This is a genomic window from Methylomonas rosea, from assembly GCF_024505055.1.
Lineage (GTDB): Bacteria > Pseudomonadota > Gammaproteobacteria > Methylococcales > Methylomonadaceae > Methylomonas > Methylomonas rosea.
The window spans coordinates 25,424-43,406 of sequence record NZ_JANIBL010000005.1 but is presented as its reverse complement, the minus strand read 5'-3'; the positions used below and the strand labels follow the sequence as shown (position 1 = coordinate 43,406).

Sequence of the window (17,983 nt, the reverse complement as noted above, 5' to 3'; positions counted from 1 at the left end):
GCGCTTCGCATTTAGGCACGGTTGTTGCTAAGCAACATTTTGTCTTTCGCTTTTTATTTCAATTAGTTACGATTGGTCTATTATTGATACTCCGCTAAAGCTCGGCGTTTGGCTCACGGGTGGATTAACAATTGCTTGGCCGCCGATAACGGCATACCTAAGCAGACCGGCAAGTTGTTTTCCAAGCGCGCATATCAACATGCCATTCAAGCCGACACGACTAAACAGTCATCGGTGTATGCCAGCTATAGCATTAATAACTATAACAATAGCAAGCAAGAGGAAGGAATCATGATCAAACCCGGAAGCACGCGGCGTGGAGCCAAATCCAAACAACTGAATCGTTTATTGACGATTCCGGTATCTCATATCAGTGAATTAGTACGCTGGATGCTCGACTACGGCGGGGTGCCGTATCGGGAGGAAGGCAGTGTGCCGATGCTGCATTTACCAGCTTTCTTATTGGCCGGCGCCGATGCGAAGGCCATGCCGGTGTTGATCACCAGCGAAGCAACCTTATGCACCATGCACGAATCGCTGCAATACATCGATGCCCGTTTGCCGGCTGAACTGCGGCTATATCCGCGCGAAGAAAAGAGTCTGGCGGAAACCGAACGCTTGCTGGCGTTGCTGGTGGACAAATTGGGCTTGGCGACGCGCAATTACGGCTATGCCATGTTATTACCGCACAAAGAAACTGTGCTGTCGTTCTGGCAACAGCGGGTACCTAGCTGGCAAAAATGGTTGGCAGAACGCGCTTATCCCTTATTGGCTAAAGCCATGGAAAAATCCCTACCCGCCGATCCAGGACAAATCGAACCCTGCAAACAACAAATTGAAGCGATCTTTGCGGAGCTGGACACCCTGCTGGCAGACGGCAGAGCCTATTTGCTGGGCGACCAACCCAGCATCGCCGATTATTGTCTGGCAGCACTATCCGCTCCGGTGTTGTTGCCGGCCCAGTTCGGCGGCGTACAACCGACCAAGGTAGAGTTGCCGGCTGCCTACAAGGCTTTTGTCGAGCAATTAGCGGCTACACCAACCGGCGCGCTGGCTCTGAAAATGTACCGCGAACATCGGTCTGCGCCGGAACCTGTTCTGGATCATCACCCCACATCCACCACGCCGCAAAATATCGTCAGTTACTATCTGGCGCGCGGCGTCGCCATGCTGACCGGCGCTACAACGCAACGCTGGCTATTCGGGCTGTTACGTAAACACAAACCGGTATTGGTGCTGGGCAAGCGCGCCTTGGTAACTCGCGACAGCGATGTACGCGAAACCTTGGCTCGCGACACCGAATTCACCATCGCCGAAATAAACGCCCCCAATATGCAACGGCTTAACGGACCGTTTTTCTTAGGCATGGACCGCTCGGAAGCCTATAGCAAAGAACAAGGCGCCTTGCGACGAGTGATCAAGCCCGGCGAAGACCGACTGATTCGCCGCATCGTCCGCCAACACTGCGACGAGATGATCCAAGCCGCCTTGCCGGTGGGCCGGATCGACATGGTGTCGCAATTAACCCGGCCGGTAGCACGGCGCTTTATCCGCGATTACCTGGGTGTGCCCGGCCCGGATGAAGTGACGATGATGCGCTGGATGCGCTCCTTGTTTCACGATCTGTTTTTGAATCTGAGCAACGACCGCAGCATTCAAATCACCGCCGAACAATCGTTCCGGGAAATGGGGCCATACCTGTTAAACCTGATCGCTGAACGCCGGCAGCGCATCAAGCAAGGCGAGCAGTTCGAGGACTTTCTGTCGCGGCTGATCAAAATGGGCATGGACGGCGAACACGATCTGGACGACGACGGCATCCGCCGCAACATCTCAGGTTTGATCGTCGGCGCACTGGATACCACTTCGATGGCTACCACCTTGATTGTCGAGCAATTGCTCAGCAAACCCGATGTCTTGCAACGCGCCAAACAGGCGGTCGATGACGAAGACAAATTATTGCATTTATGCTTCGACGTGTTCCGTTTCAACACTATGGCGGCGGCAATGCGCCGGCATTGCAAAAACGGCGCTGAGATTGCCGGCGTGAAAATTCCGCCCGGCACAGAAGTTTTCGCGTTTACCGCCTCGGCGATGTTCGACGAAAGCGCTTGGCCGGAGCCTTTCAGTGTACGCGATGATCGTGCGCTGGATCGCTATATGCACTTTGGCGACGGCATGCACCGCTGCTTTGGCGAATACATCAATCGCATCCAGATTCCGACCTTGGTAGCCAGTTTGCTGCGCTTGAACAACTTAAAAATATCCAGCGGCATCTTGTACGACGGACCGTTTCCCGATCAATTTGTCCTGAGCTTTGATCGGTAATTTCTTCACCAGCACGATAATAATTTCAAGAGGACGTGTGTATGCAACAAAACCCCATGACCGTTATCACGGAAATATTGCCGGACCAGCTGCAAAAGCTGGAAGCGTATCTGGCGCCGATAGGCACGGATATCAAAAACAATCCGGTAATTAAATTTTCCAATTATCAACAGCTGCACTATTGCACTTTTTTCGTTATCCCCGGCAAACATCCCTCAGAGGTGGATACCGGCGAGCCCGCTTTGCTGGCCTTTGAAGCCAACATCGACGGCGACGTGAAGCAATTTATCAACGATTTGCTTGCCGGCAATCCGGACTTTGTGAATAGCGTTTATAGCTGCTGCAAGGATTATCCGGGCAATAATGCCAGCCAACTGACCGACTATTTATTGAAAAATGATTTTGGCGCCAATGCCTTTTACGTCGCCCACCCCGGCCAGACCCGCAATACGATTGTCGAGCAACAGCAAATCCGCCAGCGTATCCAAGACTATATTGATGCCAATCGCCCGGCACTGGCGGCCAAGCAAGCGACCGAGATTCATGCCGACATCGTCAAGCATTTGGGCACCATCAACAAACCCGCGCCGCAGCCGTTTTTAAACAGTATGGGGCAAATGATCTTCAACGGCTTACTAGCAGTGCTGGGGATTTTATTGGTAGGCGGCTTCTTCGGCATGTTCGGGCCGCTAGTGGAATTTTTGGCGGTACTGGTGCTGATAGCCGGCGTCGCATTCGCGGTGGTGTTGCGCTGGAACGAGATGCGCGACAAGCAGGACGACAAGCCTTGGGTAGTTTCCGAGCAAATGGAAGCTATTCAACGCGTGGAAGACCGGCAATTGCAAAACCATCTGACCAGCGTCATTGAAATCAAACCCGGCTGGTTCAGATTGACTACCTTGAGGGTGGTGCTGGCCGGCATCAATCTGGTGGCCAAACTGGTAGCTACCAAAGGCGATCTCAGCGGCATCGTCACCATCCATTTTGCCCGCTGGGTGATTCTGCCCGGCAATAAACGCCTGCTGTTCATGAGCAATTACGACGGCAGCTGGGAAAACTACTTGGGCGAATTTATCGACCACGCCAGCGTCGGTCTAACCGCTGTGTGGAGCAACACGCAACTAGGCAAGGACCGGGGCTTTCCGGATACGCAATGGCTGGCCTTGCGTGGCGGTTCTCGAGACGAACAACGTTTCAAAAATTTCGCCAGAAACAGCCAGCTCGCCGAGCTGGTTTGGTATAGCGCCTACATCGATTTGTCCGTGAAAAATGTCGCCAATAACCGGGCGATTCACGAAGGCTTGTTTTCCACGACCAATCTGGCTGCTTGGCTGAGATGCTTATAAAAGGACTCCAACAATGACCACCATCGATAAATTAGAAGACGTACAAGGCATCGTGTTTAGCGGCTATAACAAACATATGGCCAACTGTAGTTATTACCTGTTAAAAATCGACGATGCCGGCAAAACCAAGCCCTGGCTGAAAAACCTGGTCGAACAAAAGCAAATCAGCCACGGCGCGGATAAACCGACCGACGAAACTGAAAACCGCATAAATCTGGCGATCAGTTATTCCGGTTTCGAACAGCTAAATCTGGATAAAGACAGTCTTTACAGCTTTGAATTGTCCTTCCGGGAGGGTATGCATTCCGAGCATCGTTCCGCGCTATTGGGCGACCGCGGCATCAACGATCCCAGCGTTTGGGATTGGGGCAGTGGCGCCAAGCGCGTGGATATGTTGTTTATACTGTTTTCCAAAAACGACGCGATCCACAATGCCAGCCGGAAATACCATGAAAAGGCCTTTAAAGGCGCCGGCTTGAACGTCGTGCAACGTTTGGATGCCAGCGAAAAAAAACAAGACGCCAATGGCTTTACCTTGGAGCATTTCGGTTTTGCGGACGGTATTTCCGACCCGATAGTGGACGGCTTCCCAACGACGAGCGGCACTGGCGAAATCGCTACCGGCGAGTTTTTGCTAGGTTACCCTAATCAATACGACGGTAAACTCACCAAAATGCCGCAGCTAGGTGCTGCCGGCGAAGCGTTCGGTAAAAACGGTACCTATCTAGTATTGCGGCAATTGAAACAAGATGTCGGCGCATTCTGGCAATTCATGGAAGAAGAAGCTGCGCGCCAAGGCATCACCGCCGACTATCTGGCCGCCAAATTCGTCGGCCGCTGGAAAAGCGGTGCGGTGGTGGAACCCAATCAGGATACCGATCCGAACAAGGTCGATAACAGCTTCAATTTCACCAAAGACCCGCATGGCACCGGCTGCCCGCTAGGCTCGCACATTCGCCGCGCCAATCCCAGAGCGGTAGGTTTGGGCGCTACTGAAGCAGAAGCGCTAAAAGTAGCCAACCGCCACCGCATCCTGCGTAGAGGCCGCAGCTACGGCAATTTCCTGGAAAACCCGACAAAAGACGACGGCAAAGAGCGCGGCTTGCTGTTCATCTGCTTGAACGCCAATATCGAACGCCAGTTCGAGTTTGTGCAACATACCTGGATCAACAGCGTCAAATTCGCCGGCTTGTACGACGAAGACGATCCGTTAATCGGCAGCGGCGTGGCGGAGAATCGTAATTTCACCATTCAGGATGAACCGTTGCGCCGGCGGGTTTGTGGGTTTCAGCAATTTGTGACAACGCGGGGCGGGAGTTATTTCTTTTTGCCCAGCTTGAGTGCGCTGGGGTTGTTAGGCAATTCCTGATTGGGTATTTTGAAGTAAGCATTTCCCGCTGGATAAGCTTGGCGAAAGGAGCACAGCCCCCTTTCCCCAAGCTGCGTCAACCTACTCCCCTTGATCTCAACCTTCGGGTGCAGCGCAGCCAAATTCTCGGGGCAACTAGCCAAGTAAACTTTTCAGTTTGCATCATGGCAAACTCCACCTGCTTCTTCTATGCTTAAAATCAATGATTAACGGCCCGGTGGAGTTGATGAGCATCAAGAATTGGCCCGCGGACGAACGCCCCCGCGAAAAACTGTTGCAACGCGGCGCAACCGCACTGACCGACGCCGAACTGCTGGCGATTTTTCTGCGTACCGGCACGCCCGGCAAATCGGCGGTAGACATGGCCCGCGACTTGTTAAGCGAATACGGTTCCTTGCAGGCTTTGCTCGGCGCCGATCAACAACGCTTCTGCCGGAGCAACGGTTTGGGCGATGCGAAATACGCCCAGTTGCAAGCGGTGTTGGAAATGGCCCGCCGCCATTTCGCCGAGATTCTGCAACGCGGCAACGCCTTGACCAGCCCGGATATCACCCGCGCTTATCTCAGCGCCCAATTACGCAGCTACAGTTTCGAAGTGTTCGCCTGCCTGTTTCTGGACAATCAGCACCGGGTGATTCAGTGGGAAGAATTATTTCGCGGCACGATAGACGGTGCCAGCGTCTACCCGCGCGAAGTGGCGAAACGGGCTTTGTTTCACCACGCCGCAGCGGTCATATTTGCGCACAACCATCCGTCCGGCATCAACGAACCCAGTCAGGCCGACAGGCAAATTACCGATAAACTGAAACACGCCCTAGGCCTGTTCGATATTCGCGTGTTGGATCATTTCATCGTCGGCGACGGCCAGCCTTTTTCGTTCGCCGAACACGGCTTGCTTTAGTGTTTAACCGCTACTGGCTATCTTGACCGATTGGCGGCTTGTATTGGCTCAACACCCGCTCCGCCAAACGCGAAAACGGCATGCTCTGGATCCACACCGAACCCGTACCTGCCAGCGTCGCTAGAAATAAGCCTTCACCGCCGAACAGCATGCTTTTCAAGCCGCCGCTCATGCCGATGTTGTAATCGATGTCACCGCTGAAAGCCACCAGACAGCCGGTATCCAGACGCAAGGTTTCGTTGCGCAATTCCTTGCGGATCACCGTGCCGCCGGCGTGAATAAAAGCCATGCCGTCACCGCGCAGCCGTTGCAGAATAAAGCCCTCGCCGCCGAAAAAGCCGCTGCCCAGGCGTTTGTTGAAGGCAATGTCAACTTGAGTGCCGAAAGCCGCCGCCAAAAACGCCGATTTTTGACAAATCACTTCCTCGCCCAATTCGGCCAAATTCAAAGCCGCAATCGAGCCGGGAAACGGCGCGGCAAACGCCACGCGCCGCTTTTGAACGCCACTGTTGGTGAAATGGGTCAGAAACACCGATTCGCCGGTCAACATACGCTTACCAAGACCAAACAGCTTATCCATCACTCCACCGGAACCGTCGCCCATCTTGGCTTCGAAGTCGATATCCTGCTCAAGATAGGTCATCGCCCCCGCTTCGGCGATCACCGTTTCCTTGGGATCGAGTTCGACTTCGACCATTTGAATGTCATGGCCGATAATTTGATAGTCGACTTGGTGGCAACGCATGGCTATATCCTCTTGTTTAGTTGAAAAAATTAAATACTTACTGAGCGGACTCAACCGAGCTCAAAAAATTCATAGCAGTCGCGGCCATGCTGTTTGGCAAGATACATGGCCTGATCGGCGTGACTGAGTAAACAATCCGGCGTACCCATGTCCAGCGGGCATAAGGTGATGCCGCTACTCACGCCAATCACCGCGATTTGCCCGCCGACATGGTAGGGCAGGGAAATCGCCTGATGAATGCGCTGTAAAGCCTGCTCGCATTGCGCTTTGGATTCGAGACCACCCATCAATAAAGCAAATTCGTCACCGCCCAATCGGCATACCGTGTCATCCTCACGCATATTGGCCTTTATCCGGCTAGCCACCTCGATCAGCAATATATCGCCGGCCTGGTGGCCGAATTGGTCGTTGACCTGTTTGAAACCGTCCAGGTCCATATACACCACGCCCAACAGCGTATTATCGCGTTTGCAGCGCGCCAAGGCTTGGCGAAATCTATCGTTGAACAAGACGCGATTGGGCAATTGCGTCAACGGATCGTGATGCGCCATGCGCTCCAACTCCTGTTGTTGGAGCTTGGATTGGGTAATGTCGGAAAACAGGCCGACATAGTTCATGATTTCGCCGGTACGATTGCGCATCGCGGAAATCGTCAGCAGTTCCACATACAGCTCACCGCTTTTTTTGCGATTCCAGATTTCGCCTTGCCAGCAACCCTCGGTTTGCAAGGTTTGCCACAAGTCTTTATAAAATTCCGCATCATGTTTGCCCGATTGCAAAATACTATGGTTGCGGCCTATCACTTCTTCGCGGGTATAGCCGGTTATCGCGCAAAAGGTCGGGTTGGCATCAATAATATTGCCGGACGCATCGGTGATGGTGATGCCTTCATGCGCATCGCTAAACACCCTGGCCGCCAATTGGAGTTTATCCTCGGCGCGCTTGCGCTCGGTAATATTGGTCAAAATGCAATGAATAACCGCCGGACGGGCTTTATCACCCTGTAAGCGGCCGTCGAGAATCACGGTCAGCATGTGACCTAATTTTGTGACCAGCGACAATTCGCATTCCAGCAAACCGTAATGATTGAGCAGTTGCAGCTTTAGCTGAAAATCCTGCCCCGTTTCCGGCGAAATAAATTCAAACAGTTTTCGGCCTATCAGTTCATCTGTGCCATAGTCCAGCAGCGCGCACAATTGCGGATTCACGTCCAATAAACTGCCGTGTCTATCCACGGCCAGGTACGCCACCGGCGAGTTTTCGAATAAGCTGCGAAACCGGCTTTCACTTTGCCGCAACGACTCGGTCAATTGCTGGGCTATCGCCGCATTTCTGCGTGCATTGATGTAAGCCCAAGTGATAAAAAACAGCAAAAAACTGATCAACACCAGTACCAGAACTTCAACCCAGGGCGGTTCGAATTTGGCGGTCTTACTGAATGCCGGCATTGCACTGTAACGCAATGTCCAAAAATGCCCGCCCAAATCCAGGCGTTGACGGCGAGTCATGGCACCGGCTTGGGTTCTAAACGCTGCCGGCATCAAGCGGGTCTGACTATCGTAAAGCAGGCCATCGGCGCTGAGATCGTCCTGATCGAAAATCTCCAGGCGCAAGGCCAATAAGTCCTGTCCCAGGATGGCTTTCAGCAAATCGTTCATGCGGTACGGAATATACACCCAGCCCAATAGGGCAGCGCGGCGCTGTTCCGTGGTTTGCGGGATACTGCCGTTGCGATACACCGGAAAATACGCCAATATCCCTGCTTGTAAATCAGCATTGGTTTCCTGGATTAGAACCACTTTACCGGTGTAGGCCAACTCACCGTGGTCTCGTGAGCGCTCCATCGCCCTGCGTCGAATCGGTTCGGAGTACATATCGTAACCAAAGGCGCGGAGATTGCGGCCACTGAACGGCTCCAAATAGATGATGCTGGAATACTCGGCACGCGGCTCTAACGGATTGACTACATAGTCGGGAAAACCCTGGCGACGAATATCGGCAATATGTTGTTCGAGCTGCGCGGCGGGAATCCAGACCGCATAACCAATGCCTTGCACCCCCGGATGGCTTCGATCGAGCTCCAGCATTTCGATAAAAGCACGCCAGTCCTCTCGGGTCACTTCTTGGCTAGCGGCAAGTAAACCGGCAGCACTGCGCAGCGTTTGGCCGTGCAAACCCATACGTTTGCTGATGTCGCTGGTAAGGCGCTGGGTTTCGAAATCGAAATATTCCTGCAAGCGCTGCTGATAACGCCAGTTTAGATCTTGCCAAGCCAGAAACAAGGCCAACAGCGAAACTAACAACATCAGGACAGCCGGATAATAATGCCGGTAACGCGCCAATAATTTTTGTTGAGCAGGGCTACTGATCATACTTTCCCCTGTTGATATTGGAATATTCCTTAGCAAACTGTCGGCCGAACTAACACCTAAATTTATCCTTAAGAGTATAGCGTGGCCGTTGCGATTCGTATCCGGCGAAATTTCGGCGTCAAAACAGACGCGAGCAGCGATGGAGGATGGGCCCCTATTTTCTGCGGGATGATGTCGGTGTTTCGGCCACTTTCCGCCAATTTGAGCAAACCATTAGCGGCCGTGATGTGAGGAGCATGAAGACTCGGAGGACGAGAAAATTCCTGAACCTTGATTCGAAAGGAAGCAATCCTCCAGCGGATCTAGTGCGGGGAGTTTGGCTCCCAAAACGAGGGAGCGCCGATATTTAAGGGCCTGATTCTTAAGCCAGCAGATTCACCAAAATCTGTTGGTAAATCCGGCTTAAAACGTCCAGTTCGTCCAGGCCGATATGTTCGTTAACCTTATGGATGCTGGCGTTCAACGGCCCCAGCTCGATGACTTGCGCGCCGGTGGGTGCGATAAAGCGGCCATCGGAGGTGCCGCCGCCGGTGTCATCCAAGGTCTGGAAGCCGCAGACGCTTTCAATCGCCGCATGCGTGGCATCGATCAATTCGCCTTGCGAGGTCAAAAACGGATTGCCAGACAAACGCCATTGCAGCTCGTATTTGAAACCGTGTTTGTCCAGAATCGCCTGAGTGCGAGCTTTGATGGTGGCTTCGTCCAATTCGGTACAAAAACGCAGATTAAACTGCACTTCCACCTGGCCGGGAATGATGTTTTCCGCGCCGGTGCCGCCGTTGATGTTGGAAACCTGCAAGCGGGTCGGCGGAAAGAATTGATTGCCGTGGTCCCATACTTCCTCGGTCAGCTCCTTCAAGGCCGGGGCGAACGTGTGAATCGGGTTTTCCGCCAATTCCGGATAAGCCACGTGGCCTTGAATACCCAACACGGTGAGTTTGGCGCATAGGGAACCGCGCCGCCCCACCCGAATCACATCGCCGATTTTCTTGTCGCTGGACGGTTCGCCGACCAGGCACCAGTCGATCTTTTCGCCGCGCTGTTCCAGCACTTCGACCACTTTGACCACGCCATGGGTGGCTATGCCCTCCTCATCGCTGGTCATCATGATGGCTATCGAGCCCTTATGTTCGGGATACTCGGCCAGGAAACGCTCGACGGCTGTGATAAAGGCCGCAATGCCGCCTTTCATATCCGCCGCGCCTCGACCATAGAGTTTGCCGTCGCGGATGGTCGGCTCGAACGGTGGCGAATCCCAAGCCGCCAGCGGCCCGGTCGGTACCACATCGGTGTGTCCTAAAAACACAAACAGCGGCGATTGTTGCCCCTTACGCAGCCAAAGGTTTTGGGTGTCGGCAAAATTCAGTCGCTCATCAGTAAAGCCAAGCTGGGTCAAACGCGCCGCCAGCAAATCCTGACAGCCGGCGTCGTGGGGGGTCACCGATTCGCGACGAATCAGCGCTTCTAACAGGGAAAGGGTTTCGCTCATTATTCGGTCGGGTACTGATCGGGATTAAAGCCGACGATCAGTTGCTGTCCATTATCCAGAATCGGGCGCTTGATCAAGGTCGGCACAGCCAGCATGAGTTGCACGGCTTTGTCGGGAGTTAAATCGGATTTTTGGGCGTCGTCCAATTGGCGCCAGCTGGTACTGCGCTGGTTAAGAACGGCATCCACGCCCAGCGCATCGACAAACCTTTGCAGCAAAGCCGCATCCAGTCCATCGATCCGATAGTCGTGGAAGCGGTAAGCAATCTGCCGCGCTTCCAGCCAGGTCCGCGCCTTTTTGACGCTATCGCAGTTTTTGATGCCGTAAACTACGATCATGCAGCATTAGCCTTCTTCACCGGCCAGCAATTCTTCTATGCTGGGCAGCGACTCGTCGGCTTTGGCGCGCGCTTTGTAAACATCGACGAATTCCATGAAGGCTTGCTCCAAATCGTCCAGCACTTCTTCCTCATCGGTCACTTCGTCTTCGGGAATCTCGCCGGATTCGAGGTAATCTTTTTGGATAGCGATCTCGCCGTTCAGGGACAGCAGGGCGAGGATTAAGGCATTATTGGAAATATTTTCTGGCATGGTGTGCTCGCAGGTTAGGATTGAGGAGAAAAACGGGGCCGGCAACTGGCGGCAATTAAATCAAGTGCGCGTAGGCAGCGTATCGAAAGGGTTGGCATTCATGCTGTATGGCCTCCTTGGCACTAATTTCAGCATTGTAACGCATAGCCGCTTATCCTTGCCATGCGTTAACGCACCCTAGCCTACCGCCACGTTCCTCCGCGCAATTATTTTCAGCCCCGGATTCACCGGCTTCGCATCGCAGTATTTGGATTCGCGAACGCTAGCTTACCAGCTCGATATACAAATGCATCAGTCGGCTCCGAAAATCCCTTATGGCCGACTCAACTCTATTACAGTGAGAGACGCCAAGCGGACGCTCAAAATGTCTAAAGCCGTTTCAACCGTATCCGCGTTCTGAATGCCGGCAGCCAACTTCTGCTTGAAAAGTGCAAACAAGGCAAGTTATGCGGCGTAATAGTCACTTGCCAATGCTCATCTCGAAAAAACGTAAGTTTTAAATTGGCATCGTCCAACACCAACACCTCGTCTAGCCAGAAAGAGCCGTAGGGCACAGCAAACGAACGCACCGCCAACACCTTGAGCTGACTATCCAGCAAGATTATCTCCGTCGCTTCTTCAAAGGGGCAATCCCAATCGCAGATTAATAGATATTCATGGGCCGGCGTTTTAAATTGCTGCAAAAGCCGATAGCCGGGCACATAACATGGACTCGGCTGGCCATTGATCAGTAACTGCGTCTGCAACGGCCAGTCTTGAAATTCGCCGGCGTGACTTTTCAAGGAAAAAATATCGATTGCTTGCATCGTTTCTACCTGGAAAAACCGAGGTTACAGATTGATTTTCTCATGGTCGATAGTCCGACAAATGGCGAAAATCTTTAGTCAATTGGGCGCACCGCTTTGCCAAAACATCGGCACGGCAAGCCGAAATCCGCCATTTTCTCAGCCCCGTTGTTTACAATACCCGCCAAGGCACTTTTTTACCGAGAAAATCCGCTTAATGCAGCTCGCTTGCAAGGCATGCAGCGGCGCTCGTCCCACCTCATAACGTAAAACCACTAAAGTACAGGATACATTTTTCAAAATGAAATTCACCGACACAGGTACCTTAATCAATTGGCAGTTAGACGACATTCATATTATCCATCCCTTGCACGACAAACCCGACGGCGGCTCGCGGGGCGGCGTGTATCTGTGCATCCCCAATTTTGAAGAACTCTCCCCGCCTTTCGCAATTAAACACGGCGAATATCGCGTAACACCTTGTGACAGCGATCTGCCGCACCAAAAAAACCTCACAGCGCCGGCTGATGTGAATTGGGGCGCTGTCGAGGTGATTACCGACTGGCAGGAACTTACGGAAGCCAACAGTAAAATCCTGACCGTCAGCACCCGCATTCGTGCCGTGTCGGAAACCGCCCTGGTTCGCCCCGGCTTTCATCCTTATTTTTCGATTTCGCCTAACAGTTTTATCGATATTGCGGAAACGCATATCGAAGTCACCGCACTCCCGCACGATAGCTTAAGAGTACACCACGCAAAATCGCCAACGGCACCGGTCAAGTTAAGTACATCAGAGTATACGGTCAGCATGGCTTGCAATATCTCGCCATTGTCGGAAGGTCTATCCTTGGCGTTTGGTATTTGGAGCGACAAAAAAGCCGAGTATGTCTGCATCGAGCCGATCATCGGCAAACAACCCGGCCCGGACGGTCTGCCAACACCGCTAACATTGCAACAGGATGAGGAGTTAGTGATGGTGTTTACGATTCGGGCGGAGAGAGTGGGATTTGCGGATTAGCCGCCAATTTGTAGGCAGAAATAAACCGACAGACTTGCCGACCTACTTGGCTTTTCATGCGCGGCTACATGCCACAAACTTAAAAAAACTGCGAGTCATCGACTCCCGTATATTGTGCGGATTTCCATACGCCTCGCTGTGATACCAAAGTTCTGGCGCCAAGGCTGATGGAAAGACATACATAGGCGCCGCCAATCCGGCCACCGCTAACTCGGATTCAAGAAAGGTCAGATCCTGCTTGATTAAAAACAGCGGCTGAAACGCCTGGGCCTGTGAAACCGGCAGATCGTTAAGACCTACGGAAGAGTTAGCTGATTGCATAGCCGCTAGCGGCGTCATTGACAGCGTCGTAAAACCATTGCCAAAGTTCAGCCGAAACCGATACGTAAAGGCACTTTTGGCTGAAGCGACAAAAAACACCAACTCGCCGTCAGGCGAGACCACCGTTGGTTTTAACTCAAATCCAGCGGTATATTCCGGATCTGCCATCAGTTGGTAGCGAGCTCGCTCAATAGGACAATCGTCGGCGACACTCACCCCGGCAGCCAAAATAGATACCAATAAAAGAGCAGGAATTTTAACCTTTGTCATAGCCGAGAACCTTGGGTTAGGTTGAATGCAATGAAGACCCGCATTGAAGGGCCTAAAAACTGGGTGTCACTTCCGTCCCACCCAGCCTAACGTTCTGGCCTTATATCAATCCCGCAACAACTCATTAATCCCGGTTTTGCTCCGAGTTTTTTCATCTACTTGCTTGATGATCACCGCGCAATACAAACTGTGGCTACCGTCTTTGCTCGGCAGGTTGCCGGAGACCACCACCGAACCGGCAGGAATACGACCATAACTGACTTCGCCGGTCATGCGGTTGAAAATCTTGGTGCTTTGGCCGATGTAGACGCCCATCGAGACCACGCAGTTGTCTTCGACGATCACGCCTTCGACGATTTCGGAACGAGCGCCGATGAAGCAGTTGTCGCCGATGATGGTCGGGTTGGCTTGCAGCGGCTCCAGTACGCCACCAATGCCAACGCCGCCGGACAAATGCACGTTTTTACCGATTTGCGCGCAAGAACCCACGGTAACCCAGGTGTCCACCATGGTGCCGCTATCAACGTAAGCGCCGATGTTGACGTAAGACGGCATCAGGATCGCGCCGGGGGCGATGTAGGAACCGTAACGGGCCACCGCATTCGGCACCACCCGCACGCCGGCTTGGGCGAAATCGGCTTCGCTGTATTGGCCGAATTTGGTCGGCACTTTGTCGTAATAACGTACGTCGCCGCTTTCGATGACTTTGTTTTCGTTGATGCGAAACGACAGCAATACGGCTTTTTTCAGCCATTGATTAGTGACCCAGTCGCCGTCTTTTTTCTCGGCGACGCGAGCTTCGCCCTTGTCGAGCATATTCAAGACTTCGGCAACCGCGTTGCGAACTTCGGTTGAGACGGTGGATGGGCTGATTTCGGCGCGATTTTCAAAGGCGTCGTTGATGATGGTTTCCAGGTTTGACATGGTTTCTCGGGGTTAAGTTGAAATAATGTAGGCTGGGTAGGAGCGATAGCGCAAACCCAGCTTGAAGCTTTTCACGCTGGGTTTCACTATCGTGCTTTTCAAGTCGCTTTGCTCTACCCAGCCTACGAAAGACTATTGATGAACGTTTTTATCCGTTGCGCAGCCTCGACACACTCTTCAATCGGCGCAACCAACGCGATACGCACATGGTTGGCGCCGGGGTTGATACCGCCACTTTCGCGGGACAAATAACTCCCCGGCAACACCGTAATGTTTTGCTGGGCAAACAACTCGCGCGCAAATTCGGTATCCGAGATTGACGTCTTCAGCCAGATATAAAAGCTGGCCGGCGGGCGGCTGATGTCGCAAACATCCTGCAAAATCTCGATAAACGCATTGAACTTGTCGCGGTACAACTGACGGTTGTGCCTAACGTGTTCCTCGTCATTCCAGGCGGCGATGCTGGCATGCTGGGTAGGCACCGACATCGGGCAGCCGTGGTAGGTGCGGTATTTGAAATACTGCTTCAACACCTCGGCGTCGCCGGCCACAAAACCGGAGCGCAGGCCAGGCGCGTTGGAGCGCTTGGACAAACTTTGGAAAATCACGCAGCGTTTGAAATCGGTGTTGCCTGCCTGATAAGCGCTTTGCAACAGCCCTTGCGGCGGATTGGCTTCGTCGTCGTAAAGCTCGGTGTAACACTCGTCGGAAGCGATGACAAAATCGTACTTTTCGGCCAAAGCTAATAACTTCAGATGATCGGCTTGTGTCAACACCGTGCCGGTCGGGTTGCCCGGCGAACAGATGAAAATCAACTGGCAGCGTTTCCAGATCGCTTCCGGTACGCTGTCGAAATCCGGCAGATAAGCATTTTCTTCGGTCGTGTTCAAATAATACGGCTCGGCACCGGCCAGCAAGGCCGCGCCTTCGTAGATCTGATAAAACGGGTTGGGCATGATCACCACCGGCTTGTCGGCAGGATCGATTACGGCCTGCGCCAGCGAAAACAAGGCTTCGCGGGTGCCGTTCACCGGCAAGACCTGGGTCTCGGCATCCACACCGCCAGCCGGAATGCCAAAGCGGCGGCACGTCCAATCGGCGATGGTCTGCCGGAGTTCCAGTAAGCCCTTGGTAGTGGGATATTGGGTCAAGCCATGCAAATGCCGCAGCAAGGCTTCCTGAATAAAATGCGGAGTAGCGTGCTTGGGTTCGCCAATCGACAAGGCAATGTGCGACTTGCCAGCCGGCGGCGTAATGCCTTGTTTCAGCGTGGCAAGCTTTTCAAACGGGTACGGATGTAACTGGGATAAATGCGGGTTCATTATTTGCTGCAACGCGGTTGTCTGCCGCCCCCCCAGGCCTGTTGCTGTAGCTGGACGGCTCTACTCATATTTTGATTCAAATTATCGATGCGGCTGGCATGCGACGGATGCGTAGACATAAACTCGATAGGCTGGCCGCCTTGCGCGGCTTTGTCCATTTTCAACCAAAGATTCACGCTCTGGCGCGGATCGAAACCGGCTTTGGCCATTAAATCCAAACCGATGGTATCGGCTTCTGTTTCGTGAATCCGGCTGTACGGCAGGATTACGCCGTACTGGGCGCCGACACCCAATAGACCCAATGCGGTTTGCCCCAACGCAGTTTGCGGTTGCGTCACCGCTTGCACCATGGCCAAGCCGGTGCTGACCGCCGTTTCCTGCGACAAACGCTCGTTGCTGTGTCTGGATAAGACGTGGCCGATTTCATGACCGATTACCGCCGCCAGTTGGTCCTGATTATCCACCAGATTGATCAGACCGGTATGCACGCCGATTTTGTTGCCGGGCAAAGCAAAGGCGTTCAAGGATTCGTCTTCAAACACCACCACTTCCCATTGCCCGCCGGTTTGCTGGGTAATAGCGTACGCCACGCATTGAGCGAACTGGCTGTAGCGCTGATTGCCGCTGATCGGGTTTTTGCTCTTCATACTGCTGAAGGCTTGCAAGCCCATCTGATCGACCTGATTGTCCGGCATATAGATAAACTGCGAACGGCCGGTGGGACTGGTGGCGCAGGCGTTTAACAACAAGGAAACAGCCGTGGAAAGAAAGAGTTTTTTCAACATGGCGACAACATCCGCAAGGAAAAGAAGCGGCATTTTAGCGTAACTTGTCGGCCGGGGTTAAAAGCTTTTTGGCGGATCCAGCCCGGCTCAAACATACGGACGCGATTGCACTCAGGCTAATGGCGAAACAGCCGATGGAAATAGTTTGATTATTATTTGTCAGCTAATTCGGTAGGAACACAAACCGCCGAAGTTAAGTGTTTTCCAGCAATTGTAAAATTTGCTGTAAACAAAACAGCGTCGCCTGTTGCCGTATCGACTGCCGGTCGCCGCTGAATTGTTTCTTCAAGCAAGCCCCGCTAACACCGCGTTTTTGCCAGGCGATAAATACCGTTCCGACCGGCTTTACAGGCGTGCCGCCGTCCGGCCCGGCAATGCCGGTGACAGCCAGAGCCAAATCGGCAAGGCTATGCGTCAACGTGCCCGCGACCATTTCCAAAGCAGTCTCTTCGCTAACCGCCCCTACTCTCGCCAAAGTCTCCGGTTTGACGCCCAGCATGTCGATCTTGGCATCGTTGCTGTAGGTGACGAAACCGCGATCGAACCAGCCGGAACTGCCCGGCACATCGGTGATCGCCTTGGCTATGCCGCCGCCGGTGCAGGACTCCGCTAAGGCCAGACATAGATTCAGTGTGTTTAGACGATTGCCGAGCGCTTCTGCGAGTAAATAGCTTGGATCGTGCATGGCAGTCCGATTAGCTGATACGGCATCAAGCCGAGAAGAGGTTTTGTTGCAGCGGATAAGTCATCGCTGCAACAACCGGACAAACTTACTTGGGTAGCCGGGAGATTTCCGAGACTTTCTCGAAATCGGCGCCTACGCTGATGATAAAGCTGGTCACTTGTTCGATGCTCATGTCCGACTTGATCACTTTCGATTCGTGGACAATCACCGCAAAACCCGAGGTGGGGTTGGGCGACGTAGGTACAAACAACACATAACGGTCTTCGGTTTTGTTAGTGACATAGGCGGGCACCCAAATGCCTTCTTTCGGATATTCGATGTAAACCACTTCTCGCGGTTCTTGCAACTGATGCCCGGCAATCATATTCACCAGTTTTTTAGTCACGCGGTAAATCGTGCTTAACAGCGGAATCCGCTCGATCAGGTGTTCGAACATCGCGATGATGGAAAACCGGCCCATGCTGACCCTATGTCCCACATAGGTAATGGTCGCAAAACTGGCGCCGAACAGCAGAAATGTCACCAGATAATTGTCGGAGTAGCCGTAAACGAACTGAAACAAATCGGTTAGCCGGTCTTTTACGAACAAGACGATTTGTACAATCACCATAATCGGGATAAACGCCAGAACGCCGATCAGGGTGTGATTAAGAATTTTCTTCATGATGCGCCTACCTTTATTAGTTATAGTTGTTAGGAAACTAGGTTTTAGCAGAGTTATGCCGGTTAAGGA

17 protein-coding genes are annotated in these 17,983 nt (G+C 53.0%); 5 read left to right on the top strand and 12 right to left on the bottom strand.

Annotated features, from left to right (window positions below; translation table 11 throughout):
• The first annotated feature begins 291 nt into the window (after nt 1-291).
• The 4 genes from NP589_RS02720 to radC all read left to right on the top strand — a co-directional run bounded on the left by NP589_RS02720 (nt 292) and on the right by radC (nt 5,944).
• The gene (locus NP589_RS02720; RefSeq protein ID WP_256605577.1) at nt 292-2,328 is read left to right on the top strand and encodes a cytochrome P450; all 2,037 of its coding nucleotides are present in this window, start codon (nt 292-294) and stop codon (nt 2,326-2,328) included.
• A gap of 41 nt (nt 2,329-2,369) precedes the next feature.
• Nucleotides 2,370-3,674 (top strand): hypothetical protein, encoded by a 1,305-nt coding sequence (locus NP589_RS02715; protein ID WP_256605576.1) that lies wholly within the window; start codon nt 2,370-2,372, stop codon nt 3,672-3,674.
• Between the two features lie 13 nt (nt 3,675-3,687).
• The gene (locus NP589_RS02710) at nt 3,688-5,043 is read left to right on the top strand and encodes a Dyp-type peroxidase (RefSeq protein ID WP_256605575.1); all 1,356 of its coding nucleotides are present in this window, start codon (nt 3,688-3,690) and stop codon (nt 5,041-5,043) included.
• Between the two features lie 226 nt (nt 5,044-5,269).
• Nucleotides 5,270-5,944, top strand: coding sequence for a RadC family protein (radC, locus tag NP589_RS02705; protein WP_256605628.1), 675 nt, complete (start codon nt 5,270-5,272; stop codon nt 5,942-5,944).
• 10 nt (nt 5,945-5,954) lie between these two features.
• On the opposite strand, the gene NP589_RS02700 is transcribed toward radC, so the two are convergent.
• From NP589_RS02700 to NP589_RS02675, 6 genes are all read right to left on the bottom strand, one after another.
• On the bottom strand, nt 5,955-6,689 hold the full coding sequence (locus tag NP589_RS02700; RefSeq protein ID WP_256605574.1) for a TIGR00266 family protein: 735 nt from the start codon (nt 6,687-6,689) through the stop codon (nt 5,955-5,957).
• 50 nt (nt 6,690-6,739) lie between these two features.
• Nucleotides 6,740-9,061 carry a sensor domain-containing diguanylate cyclase gene (locus NP589_RS02695; protein ID WP_256605573.1) on the bottom strand — a complete coding sequence of 774 codons (2,322 nt, stop codon included), beginning with the start codon at nt 9,059-9,061 and terminating at the stop codon, nt 6,740-6,742.
• 361 nt (nt 9,062-9,422) lie between these two features.
• On the bottom strand, nt 9,423-10,550 hold the full coding sequence (gene dapE, locus NP589_RS02690) for a succinyl-diaminopimelate desuccinylase (protein WP_256605572.1): 1,128 nt from the start codon (nt 10,548-10,550) through the stop codon (nt 9,423-9,425).
• The gene (locus tag NP589_RS02685) at nt 10,550-10,888 is read right to left on the bottom strand and encodes an ArsC family reductase (RefSeq protein WP_064035632.1); all 339 of its coding nucleotides are present in this window, start codon (nt 10,886-10,888) and stop codon (nt 10,550-10,552) included. Before NP589_RS02685 ends, dapE begins: the two co-directional genes overlap by 1 nt.
• Before the next feature lie 6 nt (nt 10,889-10,894).
• A complete protein-coding gene (locus tag NP589_RS02680; protein WP_256605571.1) occupies nt 10,895-11,140 on the bottom strand; it encodes a hypothetical protein in 246 nt (81 codons plus the stop codon).
• Between the two features lie 368 nt (nt 11,141-11,508).
• Nucleotides 11,509-11,946: a hypothetical protein gene (locus NP589_RS02675; protein ID WP_256605570.1), complete on the bottom strand. Its 438-nt coding sequence runs from the start codon at nt 11,944-11,946 to the stop codon at nt 11,509-11,511.
• 280 nt (nt 11,947-12,226) lie between these two features.
• Between NP589_RS02675 and NP589_RS02670 the strand changes: the two genes are divergently transcribed.
• Nucleotides 12,227-12,943 carry an aldose epimerase family protein gene (locus NP589_RS02670; protein WP_256605569.1) on the top strand — a complete coding sequence of 239 codons (717 nt, stop codon included), beginning with the start codon at nt 12,227-12,229 and terminating at the stop codon, nt 12,941-12,943.
• Between the two features lie 54 nt (nt 12,944-12,997).
• Here NP589_RS02670 and NP589_RS02665 read toward each other — a convergent pair whose 3' ends face one another.
• The 6 genes from NP589_RS02665 to NP589_RS02640 all read right to left on the bottom strand — a co-directional run bounded on the left by NP589_RS02665 (nt 12,998) and on the right by NP589_RS02640 (nt 17,914).
• Entirely contained in the window at nt 12,998-13,534 is a 537-nt protein-coding gene (locus NP589_RS02665) for a hypothetical protein (protein WP_256605568.1), read from the bottom strand.
• Between the two features lie 105 nt (nt 13,535-13,639).
• A complete protein-coding gene (gene dapD / locus NP589_RS02660; RefSeq protein WP_256605567.1) occupies nt 13,640-14,458 on the bottom strand; it encodes a 2,3,4,5-tetrahydropyridine-2,6-dicarboxylate N-succinyltransferase in 819 nt (272 codons plus the stop codon).
• A gap of 122 nt (nt 14,459-14,580) precedes the next feature.
• Nucleotides 14,581-15,780: a succinyldiaminopimelate transaminase gene (gene dapC / locus NP589_RS02655; protein ID WP_256605566.1), complete on the bottom strand. Its 1,200-nt coding sequence runs from the start codon at nt 15,778-15,780 to the stop codon at nt 14,581-14,583.
• Nucleotides 15,780-16,565, bottom strand: coding sequence for a M48 family metallopeptidase (locus tag NP589_RS02650; protein WP_256605565.1), 786 nt, complete (start codon nt 16,563-16,565; stop codon nt 15,780-15,782). The genes dapC and NP589_RS02650 overlap by 1 nt, the downstream gene beginning before the upstream one ends.
• 193 nt (nt 16,566-16,758) lie before the next feature.
• On the bottom strand, nt 16,759-17,250 hold the full coding sequence (locus NP589_RS02645; RefSeq protein WP_256605564.1) for a CinA family protein: 492 nt from the start codon (nt 17,248-17,250) through the stop codon (nt 16,759-16,761).
• An 85-nt stretch (nt 17,251-17,335) separates the two neighbouring features.
• Nucleotides 17,336-17,914, bottom strand: a complete 579-nt coding sequence (locus NP589_RS02640) for a DUF502 domain-containing protein (protein ID WP_256605563.1) — start codon at nt 17,912-17,914, stop codon at nt 17,336-17,338.
• Nucleotides 17,915-17,983 lie beyond the last annotated feature (69 nt).

Excerpts from the sequence above, each read along its gene's own strand:
- NP589_RS02650 (WP_256605565.1), bottom strand. The coding sequence starts at position 16,565 with ATGTTGAAAAAACTCTTTCTTTCCACGGCTGTTTCCTTGTTGTTAAAC.
- NP589_RS02715 (WP_256605576.1), top strand. The coding sequence starts at position 2,370 with ATGCAACAAAACCCCATGACCGTTATCACGGAAATATTGCCGGACCAG.
- NP589_RS02665 (WP_256605568.1), bottom strand. The coding sequence starts at position 13,534 with ATGACAAAGGTTAAAATTCCTGCTCTTTTATTGGTATCTATTTTGGCT.
- NP589_RS02685 (WP_064035632.1), bottom strand. The coding sequence starts at position 10,888 with ATGATCGTAGTTTACGGCATCAAAAACTGCGATAGCGTCAAAAAGGCG.
- NP589_RS02670 (WP_256605569.1), top strand. The coding sequence starts at position 12,227 with ATGAAATTCACCGACACAGGTACCTTAATCAATTGGCAGTTAGACGAC.
- NP589_RS02700 (WP_256605574.1), bottom strand. The coding sequence starts at position 6,689 with ATGCGTTGCCACCAAGTCGACTATCAAATTATCGGCCATGACATTCAA.
- NP589_RS02695 (WP_256605573.1), bottom strand. The coding sequence starts at position 9,061 with ATGATCAGTAGCCCTGCTCAACAAAAATTATTGGCGCGTTACCGGCAT.
- NP589_RS02640 (WP_256605563.1), bottom strand. The coding sequence starts at position 17,914 with ATGAAGAAAATTCTTAATCACACCCTGATCGGCGTTCTGGCGTTTATC.
- NP589_RS02710 (WP_256605575.1), top strand. The coding sequence starts at position 3,688 with ATGACCACCATCGATAAATTAGAAGACGTACAAGGCATCGTGTTTAGC.
- radC (WP_256605628.1), top strand. The coding sequence starts at position 5,270 with ATGAGCATCAAGAATTGGCCCGCGGACGAACGCCCCCGCGAAAAACTG.
- dapE (WP_256605572.1), bottom strand. The coding sequence starts at position 10,550 with ATGAGCGAAACCCTTTCCCTGTTAGAAGCGCTGATTCGTCGCGAATCG.
- dapD (WP_256605567.1), bottom strand. The coding sequence starts at position 14,458 with ATGTCAAACCTGGAAACCATCATCAACGACGCCTTTGAAAATCGCGCC.
- dapC (WP_256605566.1), bottom strand. The coding sequence starts at position 15,780 with ATGAACCCGCATTTATCCCAGTTACATCCGTACCCGTTTGAAAAGCTT.
- NP589_RS02680 (WP_256605571.1), bottom strand. The coding sequence starts at position 11,140 with ATGCCAGAAAATATTTCCAATAATGCCTTAATCCTCGCCCTGCTGTCC.
- NP589_RS02675 (WP_256605570.1), bottom strand. The coding sequence starts at position 11,946 with ATGCAAGCAATCGATATTTTTTCCTTGAAAAGTCACGCCGGCGAATTT.
- NP589_RS02720 (WP_256605577.1), top strand. The coding sequence starts at position 292 with ATGATCAAACCCGGAAGCACGCGGCGTGGAGCCAAATCCAAACAACTG.
- NP589_RS02645 (WP_256605564.1), bottom strand. The coding sequence starts at position 17,250 with ATGCACGATCCAAGCTATTTACTCGCAGAAGCGCTCGGCAATCGTCTA.